The sequence below is a fragment of the Geotalea uraniireducens genome, assembly GCF_027943965.1.
GTDB classification, from domain to species: Bacteria; Desulfobacterota; Desulfuromonadia; order Geobacterales; family Geobacteraceae; genus Geobacter; species Geobacter uraniireducens.
The window spans coordinates 1,410,001-1,433,972 of the sequence record NZ_AP027151.1 but is presented as its reverse complement, the minus strand read 5'-3'; the positions used below and the strand labels follow the sequence as shown (position 1 = coordinate 1,433,972).

Sequence of the window (23,972 nt, the reverse complement as noted above, 5' to 3'; positions counted from 1 at the left end):
TGTCTCATTATAGATTCTCGTATAAATCAGGGGTAATTATAACGACGATTCCGGAAGTGTCAAATCAGGAAAGGGGAAATAGAAATGCCGGTCGACGGAGACGTCGCCGTGAAGGAAAGATCCGCGCCGGCTGCCAGGACACGGCAGCCGGCGCCATTGCGGGGTGACGGTCAGCGAACCGCCGGTCGCTTCGGCCGCTGGTGGGCAAGGTTGAACTGGAGCATCGCATAGCCGTAATGAATATCGCTGTCGCTGCCGGTGGCGGCGTGGAAGAAGCCGCCGGTGAAGAAGCGGTCGTAGCCGACGATCAGTGCCAGCTCGTCGCTGGCGGTCCAGGTAAGGGTGAAGTCGGTTTCCAGACCGAGCCGGCGGCTTGCCCCCTCGGGTACGTAATTGGCCAGGAAATAGCGGCCGGTGGCGGAGAAATTCACCGCCGACAGCAGATCGACCCCCCAGCCGAGGGTATAGACCTGCAGGCCGCTGGCATGGTAATCCCCCACGTCGAGTCCCGCCAGTGAGCCAACCACGTTCATGTCGCCGGTCAAGGAGGTATCGGTAGCCGGATTGCTGAACTCCTGCCGCGCACTGGCGCCGGCGGCGGCATCCCGGCTGCCGGAGCCGTACGCCGCGCCGATGAACAGCGAGGTGCGGCGGTCAGCGAGGGTTGCCTCAACCGTCAGGTCCGCATGTCCGCCCCAGGCCCGGATGCTTTCGTTGCCCCCCAGATCGGCGTTGTACAGGCGCCCGGTCTGCCAGACCGGCTCCACTTCCAGTTCCACCGGTCCCAGTGCCATGGTTCCGCGGAGCCCCCAACTGGTCCGGTACTCGCCGACCTGGTGGTCGGCGGAGCCGGTATCGCGGAAGGTATAGGCCTCCAGAGCCGTTTCCTCGCCGAAAGCCCAGCTGGCATAACCGCCCGCCAGGTTCCCCGCCATCCCATCGGCAAAGGGCGGAGCATACCAGCCGCCGAACAGGTCGACGGTCAGCGGCCCGACCGGCGTCAGCCGCACCCTCACGGCATCATAGCTCAACCCGTCGTAGAACGAATCGCTGCCGAGCATAAAGGCGCTGCCGTACACCAGTTCCTGGCGACCGACTTTCACGGATAGCCCCTCGAAGCGCGGGCAGCGTCCCTCGATGAAGCCCTGGTAGAGGGAATATTTACCGTAGTACTGGTTGCCGCCGCTGTAGCCGTAGCCTTGCCCTTCCAGGTGGAGGTCGAGAAAGTCGGTGGGATGCCAATAAAGATACGGTTTGACCCGGTAGAGGAACCGCCCCTCGCCGTGATCGGGCCGGTAACTGAAATCGGTGAGCCGGAAGGCAGCGACCCCCTCGCCGCGGAGAAAGCCGTCGACCCCGACCTTGTAGAGGAAAGGCGGTGTTTCCGGCTTGGCCAGCATCGCCTGGATCTCTTTGCGACGGGTCTGGTAGCCTTCGTTGTCGGCCAGTTCGCCCCGCAAGGCAGCATCGAGGCGGGACAGCCGCGCCAGCGTCTCGTCGGAAACGGCGGCGCGACCGGCTGTCCCGGCGGCAGCCAGCATTTTTTCCTGAACGGCAGCCAGGCACGCCGCAGCCTCGCGGCGCCGGCACGGTTCGTTTTCGCGCCAACTGGCCAGTGCTGTTTCGGCGGCAAATTGCCGGGCCAGCGCCGCCGCTTCGCGGCAGGCCCACGGTTCGGCCAAGCCGGTCCCGGCCTCGCCGGCCGGCCCTTCACCGCCGTCCGCACCCGCCGCCATCCCGAACGACAGGCAACAGAACATCATCAACGAAAGTCGTTTCATCGGTTCCCTCCTGGTTCCTGATGAATGGTTCGGCCGCAGACGGGACACCCCTGCATCGACAGGGGTTGTTCCAGCCGGCAGGCGGCCAACAGGGCCACATCCCGGAAGATATCCTCCGGGGGGCCATCGGCGGCCACTTCCCCGTCATGGAGAACGATGGTCCGCTGACAGAGTTCCAACACCATGTCAAGGTCATGGGTGGTAAAGATCTTCGTATGGTGGAATTCCCGCAACAGCCCGATCAGCTGCCGGCGGGCGAACGGGTCCAGCCCCTCGGTCGGCTCGTCCATCACCAGGATGTCGGGGGCCATCGACAGTACCGTGGCGATGGCGACCCGCTTCTTTTCGCCGCCCGACAGGCGGTAGGGCGGTTTGTCCCGCAGATGCTCGGCGCCGACCCGGCTCAGCGCCTCCAGCGACCGGCGCTCCGCCTCTTCGCGGGGGAAACCGAGATTGAGCGGGCCGAACGCCACGTCGTCGAAGACCGTCGGCATGAAGAGCTGGTCGTCCGGGTCTTGGAAGACCATCCCCACCGTTCGGCGCACCTCCGGCAGGGTCCCCCTGGTCAGCGGATAGTCGCCGATCCGCACCTCGCCGCCAGTGGGGGCGAGATAGCCGTTCAGGTGCATCAAAAGCGTCGATTTCCCTGCCCCGTTAGCACCGATGATCGCCACCGACTCGCCATGGGTGATCCGAAACGAGACGCCGCGCAGGGCGACGGAGCCGTCGGAATAGGTGTGGCACAGCTCGCGGACTTCGACGATATGATGGCTCATCCTGCAACTCCCGTAACGAGGGTCCCGATCAGGACCGGAATATTGACTAACCGAAAGAGGACAAACAGCCCGCTCCAGCCGGCGACGAACACGAGCTCCCGCCAGCCGAAACGCGTCGTCCGGCGCAGATGGAATTCCCCCTGGAATCCCCGCGACAGCATCGCCCGGTGAATCCGCTCGGCGCGGTCCCAGGTGCGCAAGAGCAGGTTGCCGACCAGCGAACTGTAGGAAGCGATCCCTTGCCCCCGGGCCCCACAGGAGCGGAGCTCCCGGGCCCGCGCCGTCCGGCCCCCCTCCTCCACCAGGATGAACAGGTAGCGATAGAGGAACAGCAGCTGCACGGCAAAGACCTGCGGAAAGCCGAGCCGTTCCAGGGAGAGGCAGACGCCGGTAAAACCGGTCACGGCAATCAGCGCCAGGGACGCGCCAACGGTAAGCAGCGCCCGGAGAATGATCGAGGCAAAGGAGACCCAGCCACCGGAAATCACCACCGGGCCGAGGGCCAGGAGCGGTGTCCGGTCGAAAAAGGGGTTGAACAGGCCGACCATGAAGGCAAAGGGAAGCGCCAGCAGTGTCTTGCGGAGCAGGAAACCGGCGGGCAGCCCCCCCCGGGTAACCAGCACCAGCGGGAAGAGAAAAAAGGGGAACAGGGCCGAAAGCGCGTAGCGATCGAATGAGACCACCATGACCACGAACACCAGGGTAGCCAGCAGTTTTGCCCGTGGATCGAGCCGGTGGATCGGCGTCTCGCGGGTGGCGAGCACCTCCAGGTAGGCGAATTCGGGGAGCGCTTTATCGATAGAAGCCATGGGTACCCGACGGTCAACCGGAAGTGGGTACTCCCGGCAAAGAAAATATCAGCACAGCGGCTATCGCCGCAAAACGATCAATACCCCACGGGACCGCAATTCGGTAACGGATGGAGCAGCGATCGGCCGGCATACGGCCGTCTTCCCGGCAGCTACGGAGCGGGACGGGTGCGGCGACGGAGCAACAGGCCGGCCAGACCGGCCACCGCCAGGGTAATCAGGGTGCCGACCAGCCCCGCCACCGACGTGCCGGTGCGGGCGTTGGCCCGGACGGTGGATTGTTTGAAAGAGTAATCGGGGAGCACGGCCACTCGCTGCTGGGTAGTGGCCAGCGCCCGGTGGACACCGTCAGCCGGTTCCGCCAGTTCGTCGCTGCCGGTCACCTTGGCGATCGACCATTCCAGGCCGTCGGGACGCTCCGAGGCAAACCAGGAGACGAACCCGCCGGTCACCACCGCCGCCAGCAGCAGTGCGACAATCGTCCGGCGCAGCGGCACGGCGGCAAGGGGTGCACCGCTCCGGGTATTGGCCAGGATTTCCGGTCGGGCCCGGGCGACAAAGGTCACCAGCGCCGAGGTTACCACCCCTTCAACGATGCCGATCGCTAGGTGGATCGGCTGCATCATCATCAGGAACGTCTTGAACGGCAGGGCGGAAATCCCGGAGGAAACCGTTTCCAGCACCACGCAGAACGCCCCCAGTTGCAATCCCGCCACGGCGGCTACAATGGCCGCTGTCGCCTGTCGGCCGCCGCCGACCTCGCTGCCGGCCAGCTTGCGATAAATGAACGGATAGGCAAAGAAGACCGGGAAAAAGCCCAGGTTGAAAATATTGCAGCCAAGGGCCAGCAGCCCGCCATCGGCAAAGAGGAGCGCCTGCACCACCAGCACCGAGGCGATCACCAGGAAGGCGGCGTGGGGGCCGAGAAGAATCGCCAGCAACAGCGCTCCGCCCAGATGGCCGCTGGAGCCGGTGCCGGGAATGGTAAAATTGATCATCTGGGCGGCAAAAACGAAGGCGCCCAGTACGCCCATCAACGGCACTTTCCGGTCGTCCAGCTCCTGCCGCACCCGCCGCGAGCAGTAGGCGACGGTCCCCGCCGACACCGCCCACATGGTGCCGCCGACCGCCGGTGAGATCAGTGCATCTGCCATATGCATGACCAGCCTCCTTAAACACGAACGTAGGTAATTTTACTGTCAGGTGTTACCAAGCATACAATTAGTAGCACCCAACAAATAACCGTATACGTTTTCGGTGTCAAGAAGAAAGTCGCCGGTCGCCATTTTTCTCCGGAGCCGACAAAAAAGCCGCGGCCAGCCATCGCCGCGGCTACTCTCCACCAGTGACCGACAGCGGCTACCGCCGGACAAAAATCTCCCGTGCCAGATTGGTGTCGATGGCAAACTCGGAAAAACCGACCCGGAAGATGTAGGACGGAAATGTCTGCATCAGAACGATGCTGTTTCCCGGCAGGACCCCCATGGCCATCAGCTTGCGCATCTTCGTATCGTCTTCAGTGAGGATGTAGGCGATCGCGCCTTCGTCACCGGCCTTCAGCTCGGTCAGCGGCACCACGCCGATATCGCCGCTCTTCTTTGCCTCGTCGCAACAGTCGCCCGGCGGAATCGGCTTGCCGTGCGGACAGGTGGCCGGATGATTGAGCATGGTGCAGACCTTGGTGTCGACCCCCTCGTGGAGCAGATGCTCGAACTGGCAGGCCTTGTCGTCACCCACCTCACCCCGGATATTGAGCACGTCCATCATCAGCCGCTCGGCCAGCCGATGCCGCCGGATGGTATTCCGCCCCTCATCCTTCCCTTCGGGGCGGAAATAGACCCGCCCCTGCCGAAGCTCGATGAAGGCCCGGCCGGTCAGCTCCCGGTAGGCGGGATCATCGGCCGGGACAGGAAACTGGTCCACCTCCAGCGAGCTTTTCCCTTCCTCCTCGACGGCAATCCAGAGTGCTTCAAGAATTTCTTCGGCTTTTTCCGACAGTTTCATAGGTTTCTCCTTGTGCCAGCAGGCGATCGACCAGCGAGCGCCGGGGAGCAGCGATGGGGGCGAGGCAGAACGCTGCAGGGCCATTAGGGATGGCACATCTGTATTATTTTAACTTTTCCAGCAGCTTTTTCATCTTTTTGACCGTACCGGGTTCCGGCAGGTTCTCATAGAAACAGCGAGGACAGCGCACCATCCGGCAGCCGCCCGGCTTGCCGCACTTGCCGCAACCGCGGATACCCTCTTCCTCGGAAAATTCATAACCGCAGTAACCGCAACGAATCACAGGACCCCCGTCGTCAACAGGAACCGATTGAGCAGCCAGCCGCTGGCGAAAGCCACCAGCGAAACGAACAGGCCGATCCCCAGTGCCGCCTTGGTTCCCCGCTCCTTCTTCATCATCAGGAACTGGGCAACGCACGGCACGAACAGGGTGAGGGTAACCGCCGCCACCACCAGCTGCCGCGGGTCCATGAGCCCCTTTTTCTGCAGGTCATAGAGCCCCGCGGCCCCGTAGTCACGGCGAAAGAAGCCGAAGATGAAGGCAACCGCCGCCTCCCGGGGGAGCCCCACGGCGGCCATGACCGGCGCCATCCAGTCCACCAGCCGCTCGAAGAAATGGGTCACCTTGCCGAGCCACAAAAGTACCGACGCCAGGATGAAGAGCGGCAGGATCTCCATGAAGTACCACTGCATCCGGGTGTAGGTCTTGGTCAGCACGTTGGAGAGCTGCGGCAGGCGCATCGGTGGCAGCTCCATGTAGAACATCGGCGTCTCTCCGGGCATGATCTTCGCCGCCAGCAGCCCGATCAGCAGGAAAATGGCGAGCAGGCAGAGGCTCCAGACCAGGAGAGCTCCCGGCGTCTTGGAAAGGAGCGCCAGGATGACGCCGAGCTGCGCCGAGCAGGGGATCGCCAGGGCGAGCAGTACCGTGGCAATGACCCGTTCACGTACCGTTTCCAGGGTGCGGGTCACCATCGTCGCCATGGTATCGCAGCCGAAACCGAGGACCATCGGGATCACCGCCCGGCCGGTCAGGCCGACCTTCTTGAACAGCCGGTCGACCAGGAGGGCCAGGCGGGGGAAATAGCCACTGTCCTCCAGCACGGAAAAGAACAGGAAAAACGTTGCGACAATCGGCAGAATGATCCCGACCGCATAGCGGAGCCCCAGGGTAATCACCCCGTACTCGCCAACGAACAGCTCCTGGATGATCTCCCAGGGGATGATCGACTTGACGACGCCGCTGATCCAGGGGTTGAACCACCCCTCGAACAGCTTTCCCTCCAGTAAATCGACCAGGGTGCCAGCGCCGAACACCCCGACGAACTCGTACAGGCCGTAGTAAAGGACGACTATCAGGAGCGGCGCGCCGGTCAGCGGATTGACCGCCCAACGGGAGAGCCGCTCGCCGAAGGTTACCCGGCGTTGGGCCGGGGTCCTGATCACCCCGGCCAAGAGGCCCTTGACGATCTCCTTCCGCTCCAGCGACAGGTCGAGGTGAAACGATTCACGCCGTTCAAAAATTTTCTCCTTCACCCGTTCGGCAACGAACGCACCCCGCTCTCCCTCCTGCACCGCCACCAGTCGGGCAATCTCCTCGTCCCGCTGCAGCAAGAGCAACGCCAGCGACTTCCTACTCAGGGTGTATTCTCCCTGTAAAAGCTCGGCAATCGTGACGATATCGCCTTCCAGCCGTCGACTGTAGCCGAAGACCGCCTGTCGCCCCTCTTCGTAGCCGGCAATCGCCTGGCGGATTTCGGCCAAGCCGCGCTTCTTTGCCGTGGCGGCACCAATGACCGGAATCCCCAACTTTTCCCGCAATAGCGGGATATCGATTTCCAGGCCCATCCGTTCCGCCTCATCCATGATGTTGACCACCAGGATCACCGGTAGCCCGGCCTCAACGAGCTGGATCGTCATCGTCAGCATCCGTTCCAGATTTCGGGCGTCGAGCACGTGCAACACGACGTCAGGCCGCTCGTTGAGCAGGATTTCCCGGGCAACCCGCTCCTCTTCGGTGATCGGCAGGATCGAGTACATGCCGGGCGTATCGATGATCTCGCAGGGTTGGCCGTCGATGGTCGACGAACCGCGGGACACCTCAACCGACGTGCCCGGATAGTTGGAAACCGCAACGTATGCTCCGGTCAGGGCGTTAAAAAGAACACTCTTCCCGACATTCGGGTTGCCAACCAGGGCGACCTTCTTTCCCTTGATGGCAGGCCCGGTTACCGGGCCATGGCAGGAAGGTTTCTTCTTGAAAATGGCCATTGTCTTGACTGCTCCTTCTTAATTATGCTTTTGATATTCACTTTCACTCACCAAACCCAAAAAAGAGCCGCGACACTCCAGCGACGGTGAACGCCCTCGTCACCTGTCCGACCGAAGCACCGACAGCTACTTTCGGCATTTGGGACAGAGGCCGTAAAGCTCCAGCTTGTGGTACTGGATCAGGAAGTCGTGGCTGGCCGCCACCTTGTCCTGCAGTTTCTCGATGGCCTCGTTCTCGAACTCGATGATCGCCCCGCAGCCGGTGCAGACCAAGTGGTCGTGGTGCTCGCCCTGCTCCACATGCTCGTAACGGGTCTGTCCGTCGCCGAACTGGATCTCCCGGGCGATGCCCGATTCGGCAAACAGCTTCAGGGTCCGGTAGACGGTGGCGTAACCGATGTTCGGGTGGCTAGTACGCAGCTTGAGGTAGAGGTCCTCGATACTCAGGTGACGATCTGAAGCGAGAAAAGCATCGAGAATTATATCCCGCTGGCGGGTGGTCTTCAGCCCCCGGTCAGCGATGAAGTCGGCAAAGATTTTCTTTTTGGCCTTGTTCACACCCGCTCCACAGTTGAAAGTGATTTTCAATATAAATTTGCCAAGTGAAGTTGTCAAGTAAGAATGTATGGAGAGGCGAAATTCAATTCTTCAAGCAAGGCAACGGTCGGCCGGTTCGTCCCGCCCTACCGGCCAGCAGCCGGCTTGTCGCCGTCACTACAGGTGAATCGCCGGCAGATGGTAGGCCGGGACTCGTATATGCCGCAACGGTCCTCGCAGAGGAACTCACAGCCATTTTCGATGATCAGATAGAAACGGCCGCTTAGGGTAAATTCGAGCCGCCGCGCCCCGAGCCGCTGCAGCAACGCGTATTCCTCCGGCGTCAGAGCGACACTGAAAAATCCCCGGCAGCAGTCGGCGGCACATCCGGCACAGCGGCTGCCGTCAACGGGAATGTCCGACATAATGCCGTGTTTTCTTTCGCCCCGCTGATGAAAGAACATGATCTCACCCCTTGAGACATAATACGGCAGTCATCGGGCCCGACGATGCCACCCCGCCGGGCCAATTGTTTTATCTATATATTCTACCTTATATCTGATATAAGAAATGCAGAGGTGACATTATGAAAGACATCTTGATCATGCTCGGCTTTCTCGCCTTCTGGATCATCCTCAACCGGGTGATCCTCCCCCGCTTTGGCGTTCAGACCTGAATGGCCGATTCCTGTTCTCCCGTGCGGAAGGACGACAAGAAAAACGAACAAAAATAGGGACGTGACTGGTCACGTCCCTACAGCTCCCCCGAATACCCGCGCCGATCACGGTTGGCGCGTACTGGCCTCTTCCACTACCAGCAGATAGCCGTCCGGGTCGAAACACCAGAATTCTTTGACTCCGTAAGGGCGCAGCTCCAGTGGATAAAAGATTTCCAGTTCTTCCTCAACTACCGCTTGGTAGACATCTTCAATGTCATCCACCGCCAGGTGGAAAGTCATGCCAACCCCTTTGGGGTACTCTTCGAAACGCTCTGCCAACAGCGGATGCGCCTGGAGGACGTTGTCGTCCTCGACGAAAATGATCTCGAACCCCTGCTGCTTGAGGATCAGATGCTCTGGGGCGCCGCGAACGGTCAGCGCCCTAGTTACGTCAAGTTCCAGGATGCCAACATAGAACGCCTCCGTGGCATCAAGATCGACCACGGCCAGCTGGAACGAAAGAGCACTACCAGTCATCCGCTACATCCCTCCAAACCATTTCATCGCGTACCGGGAGAGGATGTTGAGGTAGTTGCCGTAGATCATCACCCCGACGACAACAAGGAAAACGCCGGTAACAATCTCCAAGAGCCGGATATACTTTTTGAAGCGGTTGAAAAACACCAAAAACTGATGCATAGCGAGGGAGGCGAGGAAGAACGGGATTGCCAGCCCCATCGAATAGACCAAGAGCAGGATAATCCCGTGGCTGATCGTTTCCTCGGTGGCGGCAACCATCAGGATCGAGGCCAGGATCGGCCCGATGCAGGGAGTCCAGCCGGCGGCAAACGCCAGGCCGACCAAAAAGCTGCCGAAATACCCGGCCGGCTTGCGATGGAGCGAGATCCGCTTTTCCCCCAACAGAAGATGAATCGGCACCAGGCCACTGACATGGATGCCGAAGATAATAATCAGCACCCCGCCGACTTTCCTGATCGTTACCATGTGTTCCTGGAGAAAGCCGCCGACGAAGGTCGCCGACGCCCCCAGCAAAACAAAGACGAATGTAAAGCCGCCAATGAACAGCAGCGTATGAATGATCGTCAGTTGCCGAACCTTGTGGGTCGGATGCTCCGACTGGAGGTCGGCAAAGGAGAGCCCGGTTATGTAGGTAATGAACGAGGGAATCAGCGGCAGCACGCAGGGAGAGAGAAACGACAGCAGCCCGGCGAAAAATGCCCCAAAATAAGTAATATGCGATGGTTCCATGCCCACTCCATTCAGCCGGCGGGATCGGCCGGTAATTCCCCGCAGCCGTTAGCGGGGTTTGCTGGTCAGGTCGTTCAGGTAAGCGACCACCTCGGGTTGGTCCCATTCCATGCCGCCAACGACCTTTTTGAGTATAACACCCCCCTTGTCGATGACAAAGGTTTCCGGCACACCGGTGATCCCGTAGGCCAAACCGGCCTTTTTGTCGGTATCCAGCAAAGCCGGCAGCATCATCCCGCTGGAACGGAAAAATTGCTGCACCGCCACCGCGCCGCCTTCATCGATCGAAATACAGAGCATCCGGAACGGTTTGCCCGCCATGGCGGCATTCAGCCGCATCAACGAAGGGATCTCCGCGCGGCAAGGTGGGCACCAGGTGGCCCAGAAATTGACCAGCACAACCTGCCCCCGCAGGTCGGCAAGGGTGACTGATTTCCCGTCGAGCGTGTTCAAGGTGAAATTGGGTGCGGGGTTTCCTTCAATGGCCGGTTTGGCGGTCTGCTCCCGCGAACAACCGGTCAGGGTGAGGACCAGCAGCAGGGGAAGCAGGCGGACGAATATCCCTCTCATTGTTACCTCCGGTGGTCATGTCAGCTAATTCAGGCCAACTTCCAAACGGGTGGGGCAAAGGAGGCGGGCACCTCCCCCCGGTTCCCCTTTTAGTTCATGAGAAATGAGATTGCAAGGACAAAAGAGCGGCGACAGAAATTGTCGTTACCGGCAACAGGCAGGGGGATATGCAAAAACCACGATGAATCAAGGAATCACGGGGAATCAAGGACCGACTGCTGTCAGAACCTGATCAGAGCTGACACCCGGCAGGCATCCGCGAGCGGCCTCTGAACTCGGCGAGAATCAGTCGTGAGCCGATGGCGAGGGGGAGTACGCTGCGCTGTTTCGCCAGGGCCGTTTCGAGCGAATCGCCATCGTTGATCACGATGTCGTTCTTGCTGAGATCGGTCAGGGCAAAGTATCGGCCGTCGACATGCCGGTAGACAAGAATCTGGTAACTGGCGCCATCAACGGTCAACTCAGCCTCGTGAACGAGCGTGGCTTCTTCCATGGCCGCCCCCTTCGTACAGCTTCGGCAAATGAAGACATCCTCACCAAAGCAATAACCACGCCAAGGGGAACCACACAGAATCACAGCAACAAACTTACAATAAAACAGCAAGATAGGCCATTTAACGACCTAGGGCAGCCATTTAACGCTTACGGCTGACGACGTAGTCGGCCAGTTCGATCAGCGCGCGTCTGGCGGGGGAATCTGCGAACGCATCGAGGTGGGACTTACAGCGAGTGACATATTCGGCGGCCACGGTCGTGGTGTACTGGATGCCGCCGTAGCGGTGAACCAAGGTAAAGACCGCCTCGAAATCACCCGGTTCCAGCAGTTCTTTCTCGACGACCTCGGCAATGACTTCCTGCTCTTCATCGGTACACCGCTGGAGCGTATGAATCAACGGCAGGGTGATCTTGCCCTCTTCCAGATCGTGGCCGATCTCCTTGCCGAATTGCTCTTCGCTGGCGATGTAATCAAGGGTATCGTCCATAAGCTGGAAGGCAATCCCCAGATCCATGCCGTAATCGCTCAACGCCTGCTGTTGGTCTGCTGAAACGGTACCAAGGATGGCACCGGCTTCGCAGGCCGCCGAGAGCAGGACAGCGGTTTTGCTCTTGACCACCTCGATGTACCGCTCTTCGGTCATCTCAAGGTCGCTGGTGCAGAGGAGCTGGAGGACCTCGCCCTCGGCGATGATGGTCGTGGCGTCGGAAAGCACCTGCAATACCCGCAGATCACCGGCCTGGACCATCAGGGAGAATGACTTGGAGAAGAGAAAATCGCCGACCAGCACCGACGCCTCGTTGCCCCATACTTCATTGGCCGAAGCATTGCCGCGGCGGAGAGTCGCACTGTCGACCACATCGTCATGCAACAGGGTTGCAGTATGGATGAACTCGATGACACTGGCAAGCGGCACGTGCCGCTCGCCCTGATAGCCGCACAGCTTGGCCGAAAGGAGCAGCAACGTCGGGCGGATGCGCTTCCCGCCGCTGGCAAGTACATATTCGCCGACTTTCTTGATGAGGTAGACATCAGATTCAAGATCTTTCTTGAACTGTGCCTCGACATTTTTCAGATCATCCCCAACCAGGGCAAGTGCAGCTTGCATTACACGACCTCAAGCGAATTTCCGGCAATACTATAAGAATTACGGCTCTTTTGTCAAAGCTTTTCTCGGCCGGCAAATCCGCTCTGTAAACGACTTGACAGCCGATTCCATTTGCGGTTGATTATTAGCGGATCATAGTCTAACATCATTAGACTCCGGTCGACCGGAGACGATGGAAAGGAAGTCCCTTGTGGAAACCACTCCGGAAAAGCAGCTCCTTCTCGTCGATGAGTCGTCACCATCCCGAAAGGCGCTCGTTGAAATCCTCAAGACGGGAAAATTTTCCGTAACCTCCGTCGCTTCGGGCGAGGAAGCGTTGCTGCATCTCTCGGGGTCTTCCTTCAACATCGTCATAACCGACATCACCCTACCGGGGATGAGCGGTCTCAACCTGCTCAAGCTGATCAAAGACCTCAATCCCGATATCGAAGTAATCCTCGTCACCAGCAATGCTTCCAGCTTCAACGTCATCAAGGCGCTGCGTCTTGGCGCCTACGACTTTGTCATCAAGCCGATCGACGACGCGGCAATCCTGATCAACATCGTTGAGCGGGCCATTGAAAAACAGGCCCTCTCTATCGAGAACCGCCGGTTGATCTTCGATTTACAGGGAAAAAACGACGAACTGAATGACGCACTCCGGATGATGCGGACGGCAAATCAGCTCTGCGCCGCCGTCTCGGCGACCCTCGACGTCGGCGAAATCCTGGCTACGCTCGTCGACGGAGTGATCGAGGAACTCCGCGCCACCAAAGGCTATCTCCTGCTCCTTGACCGGGAAGGCCAGAATTTCTCCATGAAAATCTCGGTCGGGATCGACCGCGAACTGGCAAAAAGTTTCAACCTCCATCGCGACCAGGGGATTTCCGGGCTGGTGGCCGCCACCAACAAGCCGCTCCGGATCGGTGAGGAAACGCCGGCTCCCCTCACCCGCCGCATCCTTGAAGAAGATCCCCACGGCGACCTGTTCTCCCCCCCCGGCATCCTTTCCGTCCCCCTCCGGGTCAAAGAGAAAGTCGCCGGCGTCATCACCGTCTCCGGACAAGCCAATGGCCGGCCCTTTTCCGATGCCGAAGCGGAATTCCTGCTCACCGTCGCCAACCACGCCGCCATCGCTCTCGACAATGCCGGAGCCTTCTACAAACTAAAGAAAAGGAGTTCCCATTAACTCATCCCCCGGCGGATTCGGAACGGTTTGAAGAAGACCGGCGCCAATTGCATCTCGGGCATAATGGGTTATAAGGTCCCTATGAGTCGCCGCAAAATCATCGTCAGCGCCATCGTCGTGGGGCTTATCGTCCTTTTCTTCGCCCTTGATCTCGACAAACAGTTCACCATCGCGTCGCTCAAAGCCAATCGCCAGACACTACTCGAACTGTACGCCAGCCATCGGCTGGCAACCGTCGGCGGCTTCCTGGCAATCTATATTGCGCAGACGGCCCTCTCCCTCCCCGGGGCCACCATCCTCTCCCTGGCGGCGGGAGCGCTCTTCGGAGCAGTGATGGGGACCGTCTATGCGGTAACCGGTGCCACGCTTGGCGCCACAGCCGCCTTCCTCGTTACCCGCTATCTATTCCACGAAACGGTGCAACGCAAATTCGGCCAGCGGCTGGCGGGCATTAACCGGGAACTGGAAACTTCCGGACTCAACTACCTCCTCTTTCTCCGGCTGGTCCCCCTCTTTCCGTTTTTCCTGATCAATCTCGGCGCAGGCCTGACACGGTTGCCACTCCGCACGTTCGTCATCGGCACGGCAATCGGGATCATTCCGGGGGGATTCGTGTATTGCAATGCCGGGGCAAGCCTAGCCACCATCGAACAGGCCGGCGACGTCGCATCACCCCGGGTAATCGGCGCTTTTGCCCTCCTGGGGCTCTTCTCGCTGCTCCCCGTCCTGTCCGCAAAAGCAAAAGCACGGCAGAAGCCCTGACCGGCAGATAATCGAACGAAGGGAACCATCATGACCACATCCTATTACGAACCCCAAGACCTGGAACGATTCGCCGAGATCGGCAAAGACGCTCCGGAGCTGGCGCGAAAATTTTTCGATTACTACGGCGCGGTATTTGCCGAAGGAGAGCTAACCGGCCGGGAAAAGGCGTTGATCGCCCTGGCAGTGGCCCACGCAATCCAGTGCCCGTACTGCATTGACGCCTACACCACCTCCTGTCTGGAAAAAGGTTCGAACCTTGGGGAAATGACCGAAGCGGTGCACGTCGCCAACGCCATCAGGGGCGGCGCATCACTTGTCCATGGCATCCAGATGCGGAAAGCCGCCGAAAAGCTTTCCCTCTGAAAATCTCGCCCTTCATCATGGATCAGCAATCAAACCGGCAGCCGCAAGCATTTCCCGAGCCCGGCATCGATGATTTCGGCGCCACGCTGGCGAAGCACGGACTGACGTTAACCCGGGCGAGCAGCAGGGCTCTCCAGATCAACGTCGGCCTCCTTTGTGACCTGGCGTGCCGCCACTGCCACCTGGAAGCGGGACCGAGCCGCCACGAAGTCATGACCCGGGAAACCATGGCCGAGGTGATCGCTTACGCCGGGCGAGCTCGCTTCGAACAGATCGACATCACCGGTGGCGCGCCGGAATTGGTGCCGCACATCGAGTGGCTGCTGACCGAACTGGCCCCCCTCGCTCCGCGGGTTCTTTTCCGGACGAATCTGTCGGCCCTTGGCAGGCCGGAGAGCCGGGCGCTGGTAGAAGTGCTCCGGCAGCAGCGATGCGTAATCGTCGCCTCATTCCCTTCCTGCAACACCGGCCAGGCCGAGTCCCAGCGCGGTATCGACTACATGGGGAAAGGCGTCGCCACCCTGAAGATGCTGAACCAGCTCGGCTTCGGCGTGGACGGGAACAATCTGGAGCTCGATCTTGTTGTCAACCCGACCGGAGCGTTTCTCCCCCCCGCCCAGTGCCAGACGGAGCAGAAATTTCGCCAGGATCTGCTGCGCAAACACGGGATCGTCTTTTCCCATCTCTACACCTTTGCCAATGTCCCGCTGGGACGTTTCCGCCACTGGCTCGAATCGTCGGGCAACCTGGAGAACTATCTGAAAAAGCTGGCGGGAAGTTTCAATCCGGCAACCGTTCAAGGGCTCATGTGTCGCAGCCTCGTCTCCGTCTCCTGGGACGGATATCTCTTCGACTGCGACTTCAACCTTGCCATCGGTCAACCGCTGGAGGGCAGAAAACGCCACGTGGCGGAGATGGCGGGACACCCGCCAATCGGCATCCCAATCCCGACCGGCGATTACTGCTATGCATGTACCGCCGGTTCGGGTTTTACTTGAGGAGGGACAATCAAGGCCTAGGTAAGGCCTAAAACAATCTGTTACTGCCGGGAAGGGGAAGCGGCAGAAATAAAGCCCTCGGGAATCACCGGAGCATAATCTCGGGGATCGAAGGTTGTCGCCGGCTTGACCGGCAAGCCGCTCACCGGATCGTGGTCAGCCATACCGATAACCAATACCAGCGTATCGGACTGACCGGGGTAGAGGTAGCGTGGCCCCCATTGGAGGAAGATGACCCGGTTGGCGGGGTCGGCAAGGGGAACTCTCGCGCGTTCTTCGGCGAACGCGCCGATCCGATTGGAGAAGTACACCAGATTCGGCCGCACGCCCTGCTGCCATTCGATAAAATTCGCTGTCCCGCTGCCGCTACCGGGAGATTCCCCGGCTGCCGCGTTACCATAGTCGAAGTAACCACCCCACCCGTAACGCTCCGGATCGACGGACTGCTCGTAGTGAACCAACCGGTCCGCCAGCCAGCCGACATTGCCTGCCGAAGTCCCGTAATTCCCAACCCACGGTTCGTCGCCGTAAACGTAAAAGTAACCGGCGGGCCGTGCGCCTTCATTCACGATCCGAATCACCAGGGTAAAATAGTGGCGCCCCGCTTTAAAAAAGGCAAAGCGGTCGAGCCGCAACGGTACACCGTCAAGAACCACCCGATGGCTACTTTGCAGGGCAAGTTGCCCGGGAAGCGCCTTGAACGCCCGGCTGCCAAGGAACTGCCACGTCGATGGGGCGATAATCAAGCCGGGATTGTCCCCCGGGGAGATCGATTCGTTGACATTGCACCAGAGATGTTGCCAGCGGGAAGTATCGTAGAAGGAAATCCCGGTTTCATTCAGCGAGCCGTCGCCCTCACTCCTCAGACTGAAGGGGAGCCCTCCCCCGACAAAAATACCCCTCGTTTCGCCCCCGCCACTGTCGACGAACCGGCTGAGACAGGTGAGCATCACCGTGCCATCGGCAAAGTAGCTCCGAACAAAACCGCTGCCGTCATGAGAAAACCATTCATAATCAAGAGACTCGCTATTGATCGCCTTGTCCCGTTCGTTCGCGAAAACCTCAAGCAACCGTTCGAATGGCAGGGCCGCCAGCACCTCGCTCTCCTGCCCCAGGATGACATCGTCCGCGATCACGATGCCGGGTCGGTCGTCCTTGAGGAGGTAAATACCCTCATAATGCCCGTAGAAACGAACCCGGACAAATGCGGCGACAAGTCCGACAACAAACAGACAGGCAAGAACGGCCCCGAGAAGCCGCCGTCGGGTCATGGTGTGAAAAACTGCACGAATGGACATCAGCTGCGAATGTCTCCTCCGGACGGGACATCGAAGGCAGCAATAGGCCCGACAGGTCAACCGGACTTCGCCAAACGAATGATAGCCTTCTCGTGCAGGGTACTTTGTTTACACTAGCCGCTACCACATAATTTTATTTAATTTTCAGGCCTCTTTGAAATACACGCCAGGAACCGCTAGTGGCAGGCAGGGGATGATCAGGTCATTTCCTTGATAATCTTCTGATACAGATCTTCGGCATCGATCCCGCAGATGGTCTTGCCGTCGACGACGGCGAAGGGGTTTTTGTGGCAGGGGCCGCATTTTCTGATGCAGTCCTTGATCTTGACATCCAGCCGGGGGAACTGTTCACGCAGCTTTTTGTAGGTCTTGCTCTTCCCCTTATTGTGCTCGCAGAAACGGACTTTCACCGCACCATCCTCCATGCCCGGGGGAGGCAGGCGCCGTCCCCCCGGGCGCAAACCAGCTACACTAGGCGCCCGGAGCGGCAGCGGCTGGCGGGGTAAAGACCCGAGTTCCCAGTTCATTGTCCAAGAGGAGCAATCCATAGCCGTTATCGCCGACCAGCTTCAACTTGCCGATGATTTCCCGATCATTTTCCTCCTCTTCGATCTGCTCGGTAACAAACCACTGCAGGAAAATCCTGCTGGCATGATCCTTTTCCTTTACTGCCAGCTCCGACAGCTCATTAATGCAAGAAGTGATGAAGGTTTCATGTTTGAGTGTCGCCTCGAACATCCCGAGAAGAGAGGGGAAGTTGTTTGGCGGTGCTTCCACCGGCCCGAGCGACACACACTCTCCCTGGCTGTTGAGATACATATAGAATTTCATGAAATGGACCATTTCCTCCTGGTACTGCACCATGAACCAGTTCGCGGCACCTTTGAGACCAATGGAATTGGCATAGGAAGACATGGAAAGATAAAGTTGCGCCGAATAGAGCTCGATGTTCAGATGCTTATTGAGCGCCGACGACATCTTCTTGCTGAGCATGGGGCGAGATTCCTCCTTGGTGATAGATAGAGATCAAGTATAGCGGAGAAATGCCGGAATTCCAGCATTGCTGGGATACAAGCATCATCCCCGGCCACTGAGCGACTGTTCAGCCTCAACCAGCACCCGCCACAGATCTTCACTGTCGCCGAGGCCGACCTTGATCAGGTAGGCGGCAATGCTCAGATTGGTTCGGGCGCGAAAAAGCTGGACCTGTGTAAGGAAGTCACCTTCCGCCTCTTCAAGCCGGCGCAGGTACGCATCAATAAACAGTTCGTCCGGATAATTTCGCAGGATTTCAGGGTGGGCGAAAAACTGGTTCCGAAACTGCGCCAGAAAGCAACCGACGTCGAAAGACCGCGGCAACATCAGCGAACTTTCAAAATCAATGGCCGCGACGAACAATGTGGCCCGGTCGTCCTGATTGTCTTGGCCGATAAAAATGTTCTTCGGGTGGAAATCCCCGTGTCCCTGCACCAAAACTGTCGTGGCAGAACAGACAATTCGCGCTTCCTCGTTCAACACAGCCTCAATGAGGTGTTTGACTTTACGCGTCTGTTTGTGGTCGATCTCGCTGAATCGCTGGAGATACCGCTCCAGTCGGCGCTGCTCCCTGGTCAGGAATTCCGCCGGCGGGGTTACCGCGAGCCGGCAATTATGTAACCGGGCCAGCCACTCGGCCGCCAAGGTGACATAGAACGTTCCGTCTTCAGGTCGAGCCGTGAGCAATTTGTCAAACAGCGACTTGCCACGTACGCCTTGCTCGATCAGGGTCATCGAAGCAGGGTCCTTGTCAATCGGTTTGGGAACCCGGTATGGACCGCTACTGAACCCTTCCCCGGCGACCTGTTCCATTACCTGGAAGGCCCGCTCCGCTGTCGTCCAGCTATGACGATTCCGCATCTCCCGAATGACGATTCGTTCCCGGACTTCGTCTGCCCCCTTGGTACCGATGGTAACTTCGGTCACCTGACTGTTTGCCCCGGCATGCGGAATTTCCTTGATAAACGGCCGACAACGGCCATGACGAATTTCTGCCGCCAGTTCGTCGATGGTGTGCACAGGGTGGTCAAAATGCGTGGGATAGAGTCCGGCATAACTCCCTCCGTGGGTGTCCGTGCCCCCCAATGCGGTAAATCGCCAGCGGTGCCAATCCTGAAGCGCATGGCTGTTCTCGCGGACAGTGTGATTGCTGTTGAATATTTCAACCCCGGCGAAATGCTCGCTCAACAGCTCTCTTGTCGCGGGCTCCCTCCCGTGCCGGTAAGGATGTGCCCAGACGAGTGCCGCATCGGGGAAGCATTGTCGGATAACGGCAGTTGATGTCCCTGAAACAAACGCCTCAGTCGCTCCATAGACGAGGACATCGCCATATTCCGGGGTATTGATCTCCTGACCAGACAGGAGCAGGAAATATTCTGGAACCGCCGCCTGGAGACGCACAGCCGCCAATTCGGCCTCAGACCACAGATAATGATGGTCGGTGAACACAATCCCTTGCAACCCCTTGCCGAACACCTGCCGAATCAGTTCGACAGCACTAACGCTGCTGCACGAGGAATGCTCGGAAGTATGGCAATGCATTTCCAACAGCATTTCGGCGTCTCCTTCTAGAGGAACAGATCGTCCTGCCAGTCCTCCAGAAACTCAATCAGCTCTCTAATCCAGCATAGCAAGAGGAATCCGGTCCGGCAAGTAAAGCTCGGCTACCGTCACCATGACCGGTCCATCAGTCTTTATTTTCTACTCTGTATGATACACAAAGTAATCACTGTTTCCTAAACGGGAGAGATCATGGCCACAATTAACATCTACAAATCCGCCGCCCACCTGGTTGCACACTTTTTGTTCACATAACGACAGAATGGCGCACTATCTGCATTGTATTTGTGCAGCGGCGCCCGACGGGCCAATATCGCCACGGCTGGCTGCATATTTTTTGCACAGGAGGAAGAACAAATGACACCTCAACACCTCGATGAAAAAATCGAACCACTCTACCAGGAGGTACTGCAACGCAACCCGGGCGAGACCGAGTTTCATCAGGCGGTAAGGGAAGTGCTTGAATCCCTTGGACCAGTTCTTGTTAAACATCCGGAGTATACCGAGCGAAAAATTATCGAGCGAATCTGCGAACCGGAACGACAAATAATCTTTCGAGTTCCATGGCAGGACGACAAAGGGCAGGTACAAATCAATCGCGGCTTCCGCGTTGAGTTCAACAGTGCCCTCGGCCCGTATAAAGGGGGGTTGCGCTTCCACCCCTCCGTCTACCTCGGGATCATCAAATTCCTCGGCTTTGAGCAAATATTCAAGAACTCCTTAACCGGAATGCCGATCGGCGGCGGCAAGGGTGGCTCTGATTTCGACCCGAAAGGGAAATCCGACGATGAAATAATGCGCTTCTGCCAGAGTTTCATGACAGAACTCTATCGCCATCTCGGCGAGCATACCGATGTTCCCGCCGGAGACATTGGCGTAGGGGGGAGAGAAATTGGCTATCTCTTCGGGCAATACAAGAGAATCACCAACCGTTACGAAGCCGGGGTACTAACCGGCAAAGGCCTCCATTACGGCGGTTCCCTGGTAAGAACAGAGGCAACGGGCTACGGAGCCACCTATTTTGTCAATGAAATGCTCAAAGCCAGGGGGGAATCGTTCGAAGGGAAAACCTGCATTGTCTCGGGCTCTGGCAACGTGGCGATTTACACCATCGAGAAGATTCATGAACTTGGCGGCAAATGCGTCGCCTGCTCCGACTCGAACGGAGTCATCTACCATCAGCAGGGGCTTGACCTTGAACTCATCAAGCAGCTCAAGGAAGTCGAACGACGGCGGATCAAAGATTATACGGAATTTCATCCAGATGCGAAATACGTCGGTAACGGCAACATCTGGGAGATTGCCTGCCAGGTGGCAATGCCTTCCGCTACGCAAAACGAAATTAACGGCAATGATGCAAAGAAACTGATCAACAACGGCTGCATGGCAGTTGGCGAAGGGGCGAATATGCCGACCACGCCGGAAGGAATCAAAGTTTTTCTCGAAGCAGGAATTGCCTACGGCCCGGGCAAGGCGGCAAATGCCGGCGGCGTTGCGACATCAGCGCTCGAAATGCAGCAAAATGCCTGCCGTGATTCCTGGAGCTTTGAATTCACCGAGAAGAAACTGGAGGAGATCATGATCGGCATTCATAAAGCCTGCTTCGAAACGGCTGAAGAGTACGGTTATCCGGGGAATTACGTGGTAGGCGCCAATATTGCCGGATTCATCAAGGTGGCAAACGCGATGGTTGCACAAGGCTTGATCTAACCCCAGGCCCGGCGCAAATTTAAGCAAAGAAAAAGCCCATCTGAATACACAGATGGGCTTTTCCAAAAAAATCCCGGCGGCGACCTACTCTCCCACACAGCTACCCATGCAGTACCATCGGCCCTGAGAGGCTTAACTTCCGTGTTCGGGATGGGAACGGGTGTGGCCCTCTCGGCATAGCCACCGAGAAACCGTAAAAGGTATCTCGTCAATTGCATAGTATCGAGGAGCGAAGTGGTCAGTCGATTTGATATGAAGGGGGGTGGGGTTACCACCCCCTTCGGTAAATATTTTTTATGGTCAAGCCTCACGGCCGATTAGTACCGGTCAGCTGAACGCATTGCTGCGCTTACACACCCGGCCTATCAACGTTGTGGTCTACAACGGGCCTTCAGGGGATTGCTCCCAGGGATACCTAATCTTGAAGGAGGCTTCCCGCTTAGATGCTTTCAGCGGTTATCCTTTCCGTACATAGCTACCCAGCGACTGCTCCTGGCGGAACAACTGGAACACCAGAGGTACGTCCATCCCGGTCCTCTCGTACTAAGGACAGCTCTTCTCAAGTATCCTGCGCCCACGGCAGATAGGGACCAAACTGTCTCACGACGTTTTAAACCCAGCTCGCGTACCGCTTTAATTGGCGAACAGCCAAACCCTTGGGACCTACTTCAGCCCCAGGATGCGATGAGCCGACATCGAGGTGCCAAACCTCCCCGTCGATGTGAACTCTTGGGGGAGATCAGCCTGTTATCCCCGGAGTACCTTTTATCCGTTGAGCGACGGCCCTTCCATACAGAACCGCCGGATCACTAAGACCTACTTTCGTACCTGCTCGACTTGTCTGTCTCGCAGTCAAGCTCCCTTATGCCTTTACACTCTACGGCTGGTTTCCAATCAGCCTGAGGGAACCTTCGTGCGCCTCCGTTACTCTTTGGGAGGCGACCGCCCCAGTCAAACTACCCACCAGACAGTGTCCCCGACCCGGATGACGGGCCTGGGTTAGACACCCAAAACAACCAGGGTGGTATTTCAAGGTTGACTCCACCGAGACTAGCGTCCCAGTTTCATAGTCTCCCACCTATCCTACACAAGCTATTCCGAATGTCACTGTCAAGCTGTAGTAAAGGTTCACGGGGTCTTTCCGTCTTGCCGCGGGTACTCGGCATCTTCACCGAGAATTCAATTTCGCTGAGCCACTGGTTGAGACAGCGCGGAAATCGTTACGCCATTCGTGCAGGTCGGAACTTACCCGACAAGGAATTTCGCTACCTTAGGACCGTTATAGTTACGGCCGCCGTTTACCGGGGCTTCGGTTCAAAGCTTCGCTTGCGCTAACAAATCCCCTTAACCTTCCGGCACCGGGCAGGCGTCAGACCCTATACATCGTCTTTCGACTTAGCAGAGTCCTGTGTTTTTAGTAAACAGTCGCTACCGCCATTTCTCTGCGACCCCCTTCGGCTTCACGTGCGAATCGCTACACCTAATGAGGGCACACCTTCTCCCGAAGTTACGGTGTCAATTTGCCGAGTTCCTTAACCAGTGTTCTCTCAAGCACCTTAGGACTTTCATCCTCACCCACCTGAGTCGGTTTACGGTACGGTCACCTGTGAACTGAAGCTTAGAGGCTTTTCTTGGAAGCATGGGATCAACGACTTTGTGAGCATACGCTCTCGTCATCACGCCTCAGCGTTGAATGGAGAAGCGGATTTGCCTACCTCTCCCGCCTACACGCTTAAACCGGGACATCCAGCACCCGGATCGCCTACCCTTCTCCGTCCCCCCATCGCATTCACAGGTGGTACAGGAATATTAACCTGTTTCCCATCAACTACGCCTTTCGGCCTCGCCTTAGGGACCGACTAACCCTCAGCAGATTACCTTTACTGAGGAACCCTTGGGTTTTCGGTGACAGGGTTTCTCACCCTGTTTTTCGCTACTCATGTCAGCATAATCTCTTGTGATACCTCCAGCCGTCCTCGCGGTCGACCTTCGCAGGCTTACACAATGCTCCCCTACCACTCGCATCTTAAGATGCGAATCCGCAGCTTCGGTACCATGCTTAGCCCCGTTACATTTTCCGCGCAGACCCACTCGACCAGTGAGCTATTACGCTTTCTTTAAAGGGTGGCTGCTTCTAAGCCAACCTCCTGGTTGTCTGGGCATTTCCACATCGTTTTCCACTTAGCATGGATTTTGGGACCTTAGCCGACGGTCTGGGCTCTTTCCCTTTTGACCGCGGATCTTATCACCCGCAGTCTGACTCCCACAATAACAGTTAGCGGTATTCGGAGTTTGATTGGGTTTGGTAATCTGGTAGGACCCCTAGCCCATTCAGTGCTCTACCCCCGCTACTTACTTTGTGAGGCTATACCTAAATATATTTCGGGGAGAACCAGCTATCTCCGAGTTTGATTAGCCTTTCACTCCTATCCACACCTCATCCCCTGGCTTTTCAACGCCAGTGGGTTCGGGCCTCCACGAAGTGTTACCTCCCTTTCACCCTGGACATGGATAGATCACCCGGTTTCGGGTCTACTCCCAGCAACTCATGCGCCCTATTCAGACTCGCTTTCGCTGCGGCTCCACTCTATGAGCTTAACCTCGCTACTGAGAGTAACTCGCTGACTCATTATGCAAAAGGCACGCGGTCACACTGGCCGAAGCCATAGTGCTCCCACTGCTTGTAGGCATACGGTTTCAGGTTCTATTTCACCCTCCTTATCGGAGTACTTTTCACCTTTCCCTCACGGTACTTGTGCACTATCGGTCAGAGAGTAGTATTTAGCCTTGGGAGAT

The 23,972-nt window shown here is 58.0% G+C and carries 23 protein-coding genes and 2 rRNA genes (1 of these 25 running past the window's edge); 5 read left to right on the top strand and 20 right to left on the bottom strand.

Annotation, left to right across the window (positions count from 1 at the left end; translation table 11 throughout):
- Positions 1–170 precede the first annotated feature (170 nt).
- The 14 genes from QMN23_RS06655 to QMN23_RS06590 all read right to left on the bottom strand — a co-directional run bounded on the left by QMN23_RS06655 (position 171) and on the right by QMN23_RS06590 (position 12,279).
- The gene (locus tag QMN23_RS06655; RefSeq protein ID WP_282002813.1) at positions 171–1,781 is read right to left on the bottom strand and encodes an alginate export family protein; all 1,611 of its coding nucleotides are present in this window, start codon (positions 1,779–1,781) and stop codon (positions 171–173) included.
- The gene (locus QMN23_RS06650) at positions 1,778–2,557 is read right to left on the bottom strand and encodes an energy-coupling factor ABC transporter ATP-binding protein (protein WP_282002811.1); all 780 of its coding nucleotides are present in this window, start codon (positions 2,555–2,557) and stop codon (positions 1,778–1,780) included. Before QMN23_RS06650 ends, QMN23_RS06655 begins: the two co-directional genes overlap by 4 nt.
- On the bottom strand, positions 2,554–3,366 hold the full coding sequence (gene cbiQ, locus QMN23_RS06645) for a cobalt ECF transporter T component CbiQ (RefSeq protein ID WP_282002809.1): 813 nt from the start codon (positions 3,364–3,366) through the stop codon (positions 2,554–2,556). Before cbiQ ends, QMN23_RS06650 begins: the two co-directional genes overlap by 4 nt.
- A gap of 152 nt (positions 3,367–3,518) precedes the next feature.
- Entirely contained in the window at positions 3,519–4,526 is a 1,008-nt protein-coding gene (locus QMN23_RS06640; protein WP_282002807.1) for an energy-coupling factor ABC transporter permease, read from the bottom strand.
- Positions 4,527–4,725: 199 nt separating this feature from the next.
- Positions 4,726–5,370: a metal-dependent transcriptional regulator gene (locus QMN23_RS06635; RefSeq protein WP_282002805.1), complete on the bottom strand. Its 645-nt coding sequence runs from the start codon at positions 5,368–5,370 to the stop codon at positions 4,726–4,728.
- Positions 5,371–5,473: 103 nt separating this feature from the next.
- The gene (locus QMN23_RS06630; protein WP_282002803.1) at positions 5,474–5,653 is read right to left on the bottom strand and encodes a hypothetical protein; all 180 of its coding nucleotides are present in this window, start codon (positions 5,651–5,653) and stop codon (positions 5,474–5,476) included.
- The gene (gene feoB, locus QMN23_RS06625; protein ID WP_282002802.1) at positions 5,650–7,641 is read right to left on the bottom strand and encodes a ferrous iron transport protein B; all 1,992 of its coding nucleotides are present in this window, start codon (positions 7,639–7,641) and stop codon (positions 5,650–5,652) included. The genes QMN23_RS06630 and feoB overlap by 4 nt, the downstream gene beginning before the upstream one ends.
- 126 nt (positions 7,642–7,767) lie before the next feature.
- A complete protein-coding gene (locus QMN23_RS06620) occupies positions 7,768–8,199 on the bottom strand; it encodes a Fur family transcriptional regulator (protein WP_282002800.1) in 432 nt (143 codons plus the stop codon).
- A gap of 125 nt (positions 8,200–8,324) precedes the next feature.
- Positions 8,325–8,642, bottom strand: a complete 318-nt coding sequence (locus tag QMN23_RS06615) for a YkgJ family cysteine cluster protein (protein WP_282002798.1) — start codon at positions 8,640–8,642, stop codon at positions 8,325–8,327.
- A 317-nt stretch (positions 8,643–8,959) separates the two neighbouring features.
- Complete coding sequence (locus QMN23_RS06610; protein WP_282002796.1) at positions 8,960–9,373, bottom strand: VOC family protein; 414 nt, start codon at positions 9,371–9,373, stop codon at positions 8,960–8,962.
- A 3-nt stretch (positions 9,374–9,376) separates the two neighbouring features.
- Entirely contained in the window at positions 9,377–10,105 is a 729-nt protein-coding gene (locus QMN23_RS06605) for a cytochrome c biogenesis CcdA family protein (RefSeq protein WP_282002794.1), read from the bottom strand.
- Positions 10,106–10,153: 48 nt separating this feature from the next.
- Complete coding sequence (locus QMN23_RS06600; protein ID WP_282002793.1) at positions 10,154–10,675, bottom strand: TlpA family protein disulfide reductase; 522 nt, start codon at positions 10,673–10,675, stop codon at positions 10,154–10,156.
- Between the two features lie 232 nt (positions 10,676–10,907).
- Positions 10,908–11,168: a hypothetical protein gene (locus tag QMN23_RS06595; protein ID WP_282002792.1), complete on the bottom strand. Its 261-nt coding sequence runs from the start codon at positions 11,166–11,168 to the stop codon at positions 10,908–10,910.
- A 142-nt stretch (positions 11,169–11,310) separates the two neighbouring features.
- A complete protein-coding gene (locus tag QMN23_RS06590; protein ID WP_282002790.1) occupies positions 11,311–12,279 on the bottom strand; it encodes a polyprenyl synthetase family protein in 969 nt (322 codons plus the stop codon).
- A 190-nt stretch (positions 12,280–12,469) separates the two neighbouring features.
- On the opposite strand from QMN23_RS06590, the gene QMN23_RS06585 reads away from it, so the two are divergent.
- The 4 genes from QMN23_RS06585 (at position 12,470) to arsS (ending at position 15,573) form a co-directional block, all read left to right on the top strand.
- Positions 12,470–13,447 (top strand): response regulator, encoded by a 978-nt coding sequence (locus QMN23_RS06585; protein ID WP_282002788.1) that lies wholly within the window; start codon positions 12,470–12,472, stop codon positions 13,445–13,447.
- Between the two features lie 81 nt (positions 13,448–13,528).
- Entirely contained in the window at positions 13,529–14,209 is a 681-nt protein-coding gene (locus QMN23_RS06580) for a TVP38/TMEM64 family protein (protein WP_282002787.1), read from the top strand.
- Positions 14,210–14,239: 30 nt separating this feature from the next.
- A complete protein-coding gene (locus tag QMN23_RS06575; RefSeq protein ID WP_282002786.1) occupies positions 14,240–14,575 on the top strand; it encodes an arsenosugar biosynthesis-associated peroxidase-like protein in 336 nt (111 codons plus the stop codon).
- Positions 14,576–14,592: 17 nt separating this feature from the next.
- Positions 14,593–15,573: an arsenosugar biosynthesis radical SAM (seleno)protein ArsS gene (gene arsS, locus QMN23_RS06570; protein WP_282002785.1), complete on the top strand. Its 981-nt coding sequence runs from the start codon at positions 14,593–14,595 to the stop codon at positions 15,571–15,573.
- Between the two features lie 41 nt (positions 15,574–15,614).
- Here the strand turns inward: arsS and QMN23_RS06565 are convergent, their stop codons facing one another.
- From QMN23_RS06565 to QMN23_RS06550, 4 genes are all read right to left on the bottom strand, one after another.
- Positions 15,615–16,871 (bottom strand): hypothetical protein, encoded by a 1,257-nt coding sequence (locus QMN23_RS06565; protein WP_282002784.1) that lies wholly within the window; start codon positions 16,869–16,871, stop codon positions 15,615–15,617.
- Between the two features lie 197 nt (positions 16,872–17,068).
- Positions 17,069–17,281, bottom strand: a complete 213-nt coding sequence (locus QMN23_RS06560) for a DUF1450 domain-containing protein (protein ID WP_282002782.1) — start codon at positions 17,279–17,281, stop codon at positions 17,069–17,071.
- 61 nt (positions 17,282–17,342) lie between these two features.
- A complete protein-coding gene (locus QMN23_RS06555; protein WP_282002780.1) occupies positions 17,343–17,864 on the bottom strand; it encodes a ferritin in 522 nt (173 codons plus the stop codon).
- Positions 17,865–17,948: 84 nt separating this feature from the next.
- Positions 17,949–19,460, bottom strand: a complete 1,512-nt coding sequence (locus tag QMN23_RS06550; protein WP_282002778.1) for a phosphotransferase — start codon at positions 19,458–19,460, stop codon at positions 17,949–17,951.
- A gap of 363 nt (positions 19,461–19,823) precedes the next feature.
- On the opposite strand from QMN23_RS06550, the gene gdhA reads away from it, so the two are divergent.
- The gene (gene gdhA, locus QMN23_RS06545; protein ID WP_282003829.1) at positions 19,824–21,176 is read left to right on the top strand and encodes an NADP-specific glutamate dehydrogenase; all 1,353 of its coding nucleotides are present in this window, start codon (positions 19,824–19,826) and stop codon (positions 21,174–21,176) included.
- A gap of 71 nt (positions 21,177–21,247) precedes the next feature.
- Here the strand turns inward: gdhA and rrf are convergent.
- Positions 21,248–21,364, bottom strand: a 5S ribosomal RNA gene (gene rrf / locus QMN23_RS06540).
- Between the two features lie 108 nt (positions 21,365–21,472).
- A 23S ribosomal RNA gene (locus tag QMN23_RS06535) occupies positions 21,473–23,972 on the bottom strand (it continues 457 nt past the right edge of the window).

What these genes read in the sequence shown, in the direction of transcription:
- QMN23_RS06610 (WP_282002796.1), bottom strand. Translation starts at nt 9,373, where the DNA reads ATGACTGGTAGTGCTCTTTCGTTCCAGCTGGCCGTGGTCGATCTTGAT.
- QMN23_RS06550 (WP_282002778.1), bottom strand. Translation starts at nt 19,460, where the DNA reads ATGCTGTTGGAAATGCATTGCCATACTTCCGAGCATTCCTCGTGCAGC.
- gdhA (WP_282003829.1), top strand. Translation starts at nt 19,824, where the DNA reads ATGACACCTCAACACCTCGATGAAAAAATCGAACCACTCTACCAGGAG.
- QMN23_RS06655 (WP_282002813.1), bottom strand. Translation starts at nt 1,781, where the DNA reads ATGAAACGACTTTCGTTGATGATGTTCTGTTGCCTGTCGTTCGGGATG.
- QMN23_RS06650 (WP_282002811.1), bottom strand. Translation starts at nt 2,557, where the DNA reads ATGAGCCATCATATCGTCGAAGTCCGCGAGCTGTGCCACACCTATTCC.
- QMN23_RS06575 (WP_282002786.1), top strand. Translation starts at nt 14,240, where the DNA reads ATGACCACATCCTATTACGAACCCCAAGACCTGGAACGATTCGCCGAG.
- QMN23_RS06605 (WP_282002794.1), bottom strand. Translation starts at nt 10,105, where the DNA reads ATGGAACCATCGCATATTACTTATTTTGGGGCATTTTTCGCCGGGCTG.
- QMN23_RS06635 (WP_282002805.1), bottom strand. Translation starts at nt 5,370, where the DNA reads ATGAAACTGTCGGAAAAAGCCGAAGAAATTCTTGAAGCACTCTGGATT.
- arsS (WP_282002785.1), top strand. Translation starts at nt 14,593, where the DNA reads ATGGATCAGCAATCAAACCGGCAGCCGCAAGCATTTCCCGAGCCCGGC.
- QMN23_RS06640 (WP_282002807.1), bottom strand. Translation starts at nt 4,526, where the DNA reads ATGCATATGGCAGATGCACTGATCTCACCGGCGGTCGGCGGCACCATG.
- QMN23_RS06595 (WP_282002792.1), bottom strand. Translation starts at nt 11,168, where the DNA reads ATGGAAGAAGCCACGCTCGTTCACGAGGCTGAGTTGACCGTTGATGGC.
- QMN23_RS06615 (WP_282002798.1), bottom strand. Translation starts at nt 8,642, where the DNA reads ATGTTCTTTCATCAGCGGGGCGAAAGAAAACACGGCATTATGTCGGAC.
- QMN23_RS06580 (WP_282002787.1), top strand. Translation starts at nt 13,529, where the DNA reads ATGAGTCGCCGCAAAATCATCGTCAGCGCCATCGTCGTGGGGCTTATC.
- QMN23_RS06600 (WP_282002793.1), bottom strand. Translation starts at nt 10,675, where the DNA reads ATGAGAGGGATATTCGTCCGCCTGCTTCCCCTGCTGCTGGTCCTCACC.
- QMN23_RS06555 (WP_282002780.1), bottom strand. Translation starts at nt 17,864, where the DNA reads ATGCTCAGCAAGAAGATGTCGTCGGCGCTCAATAAGCATCTGAACATC.
- feoB (WP_282002802.1), bottom strand. Translation starts at nt 7,641, where the DNA reads ATGGCCATTTTCAAGAAGAAACCTTCCTGCCATGGCCCGGTAACCGGG.
- cbiQ (WP_282002809.1), bottom strand. Translation starts at nt 3,366, where the DNA reads ATGGCTTCTATCGATAAAGCGCTCCCCGAATTCGCCTACCTGGAGGTG.
- QMN23_RS06590 (WP_282002790.1), bottom strand. Translation starts at nt 12,279, where the DNA reads ATGCAAGCTGCACTTGCCCTGGTTGGGGATGATCTGAAAAATGTCGAG.
- QMN23_RS06565 (WP_282002784.1), bottom strand. Translation starts at nt 16,871, where the DNA reads ATGTCCATTCGTGCAGTTTTTCACACCATGACCCGACGGCGGCTTCTC.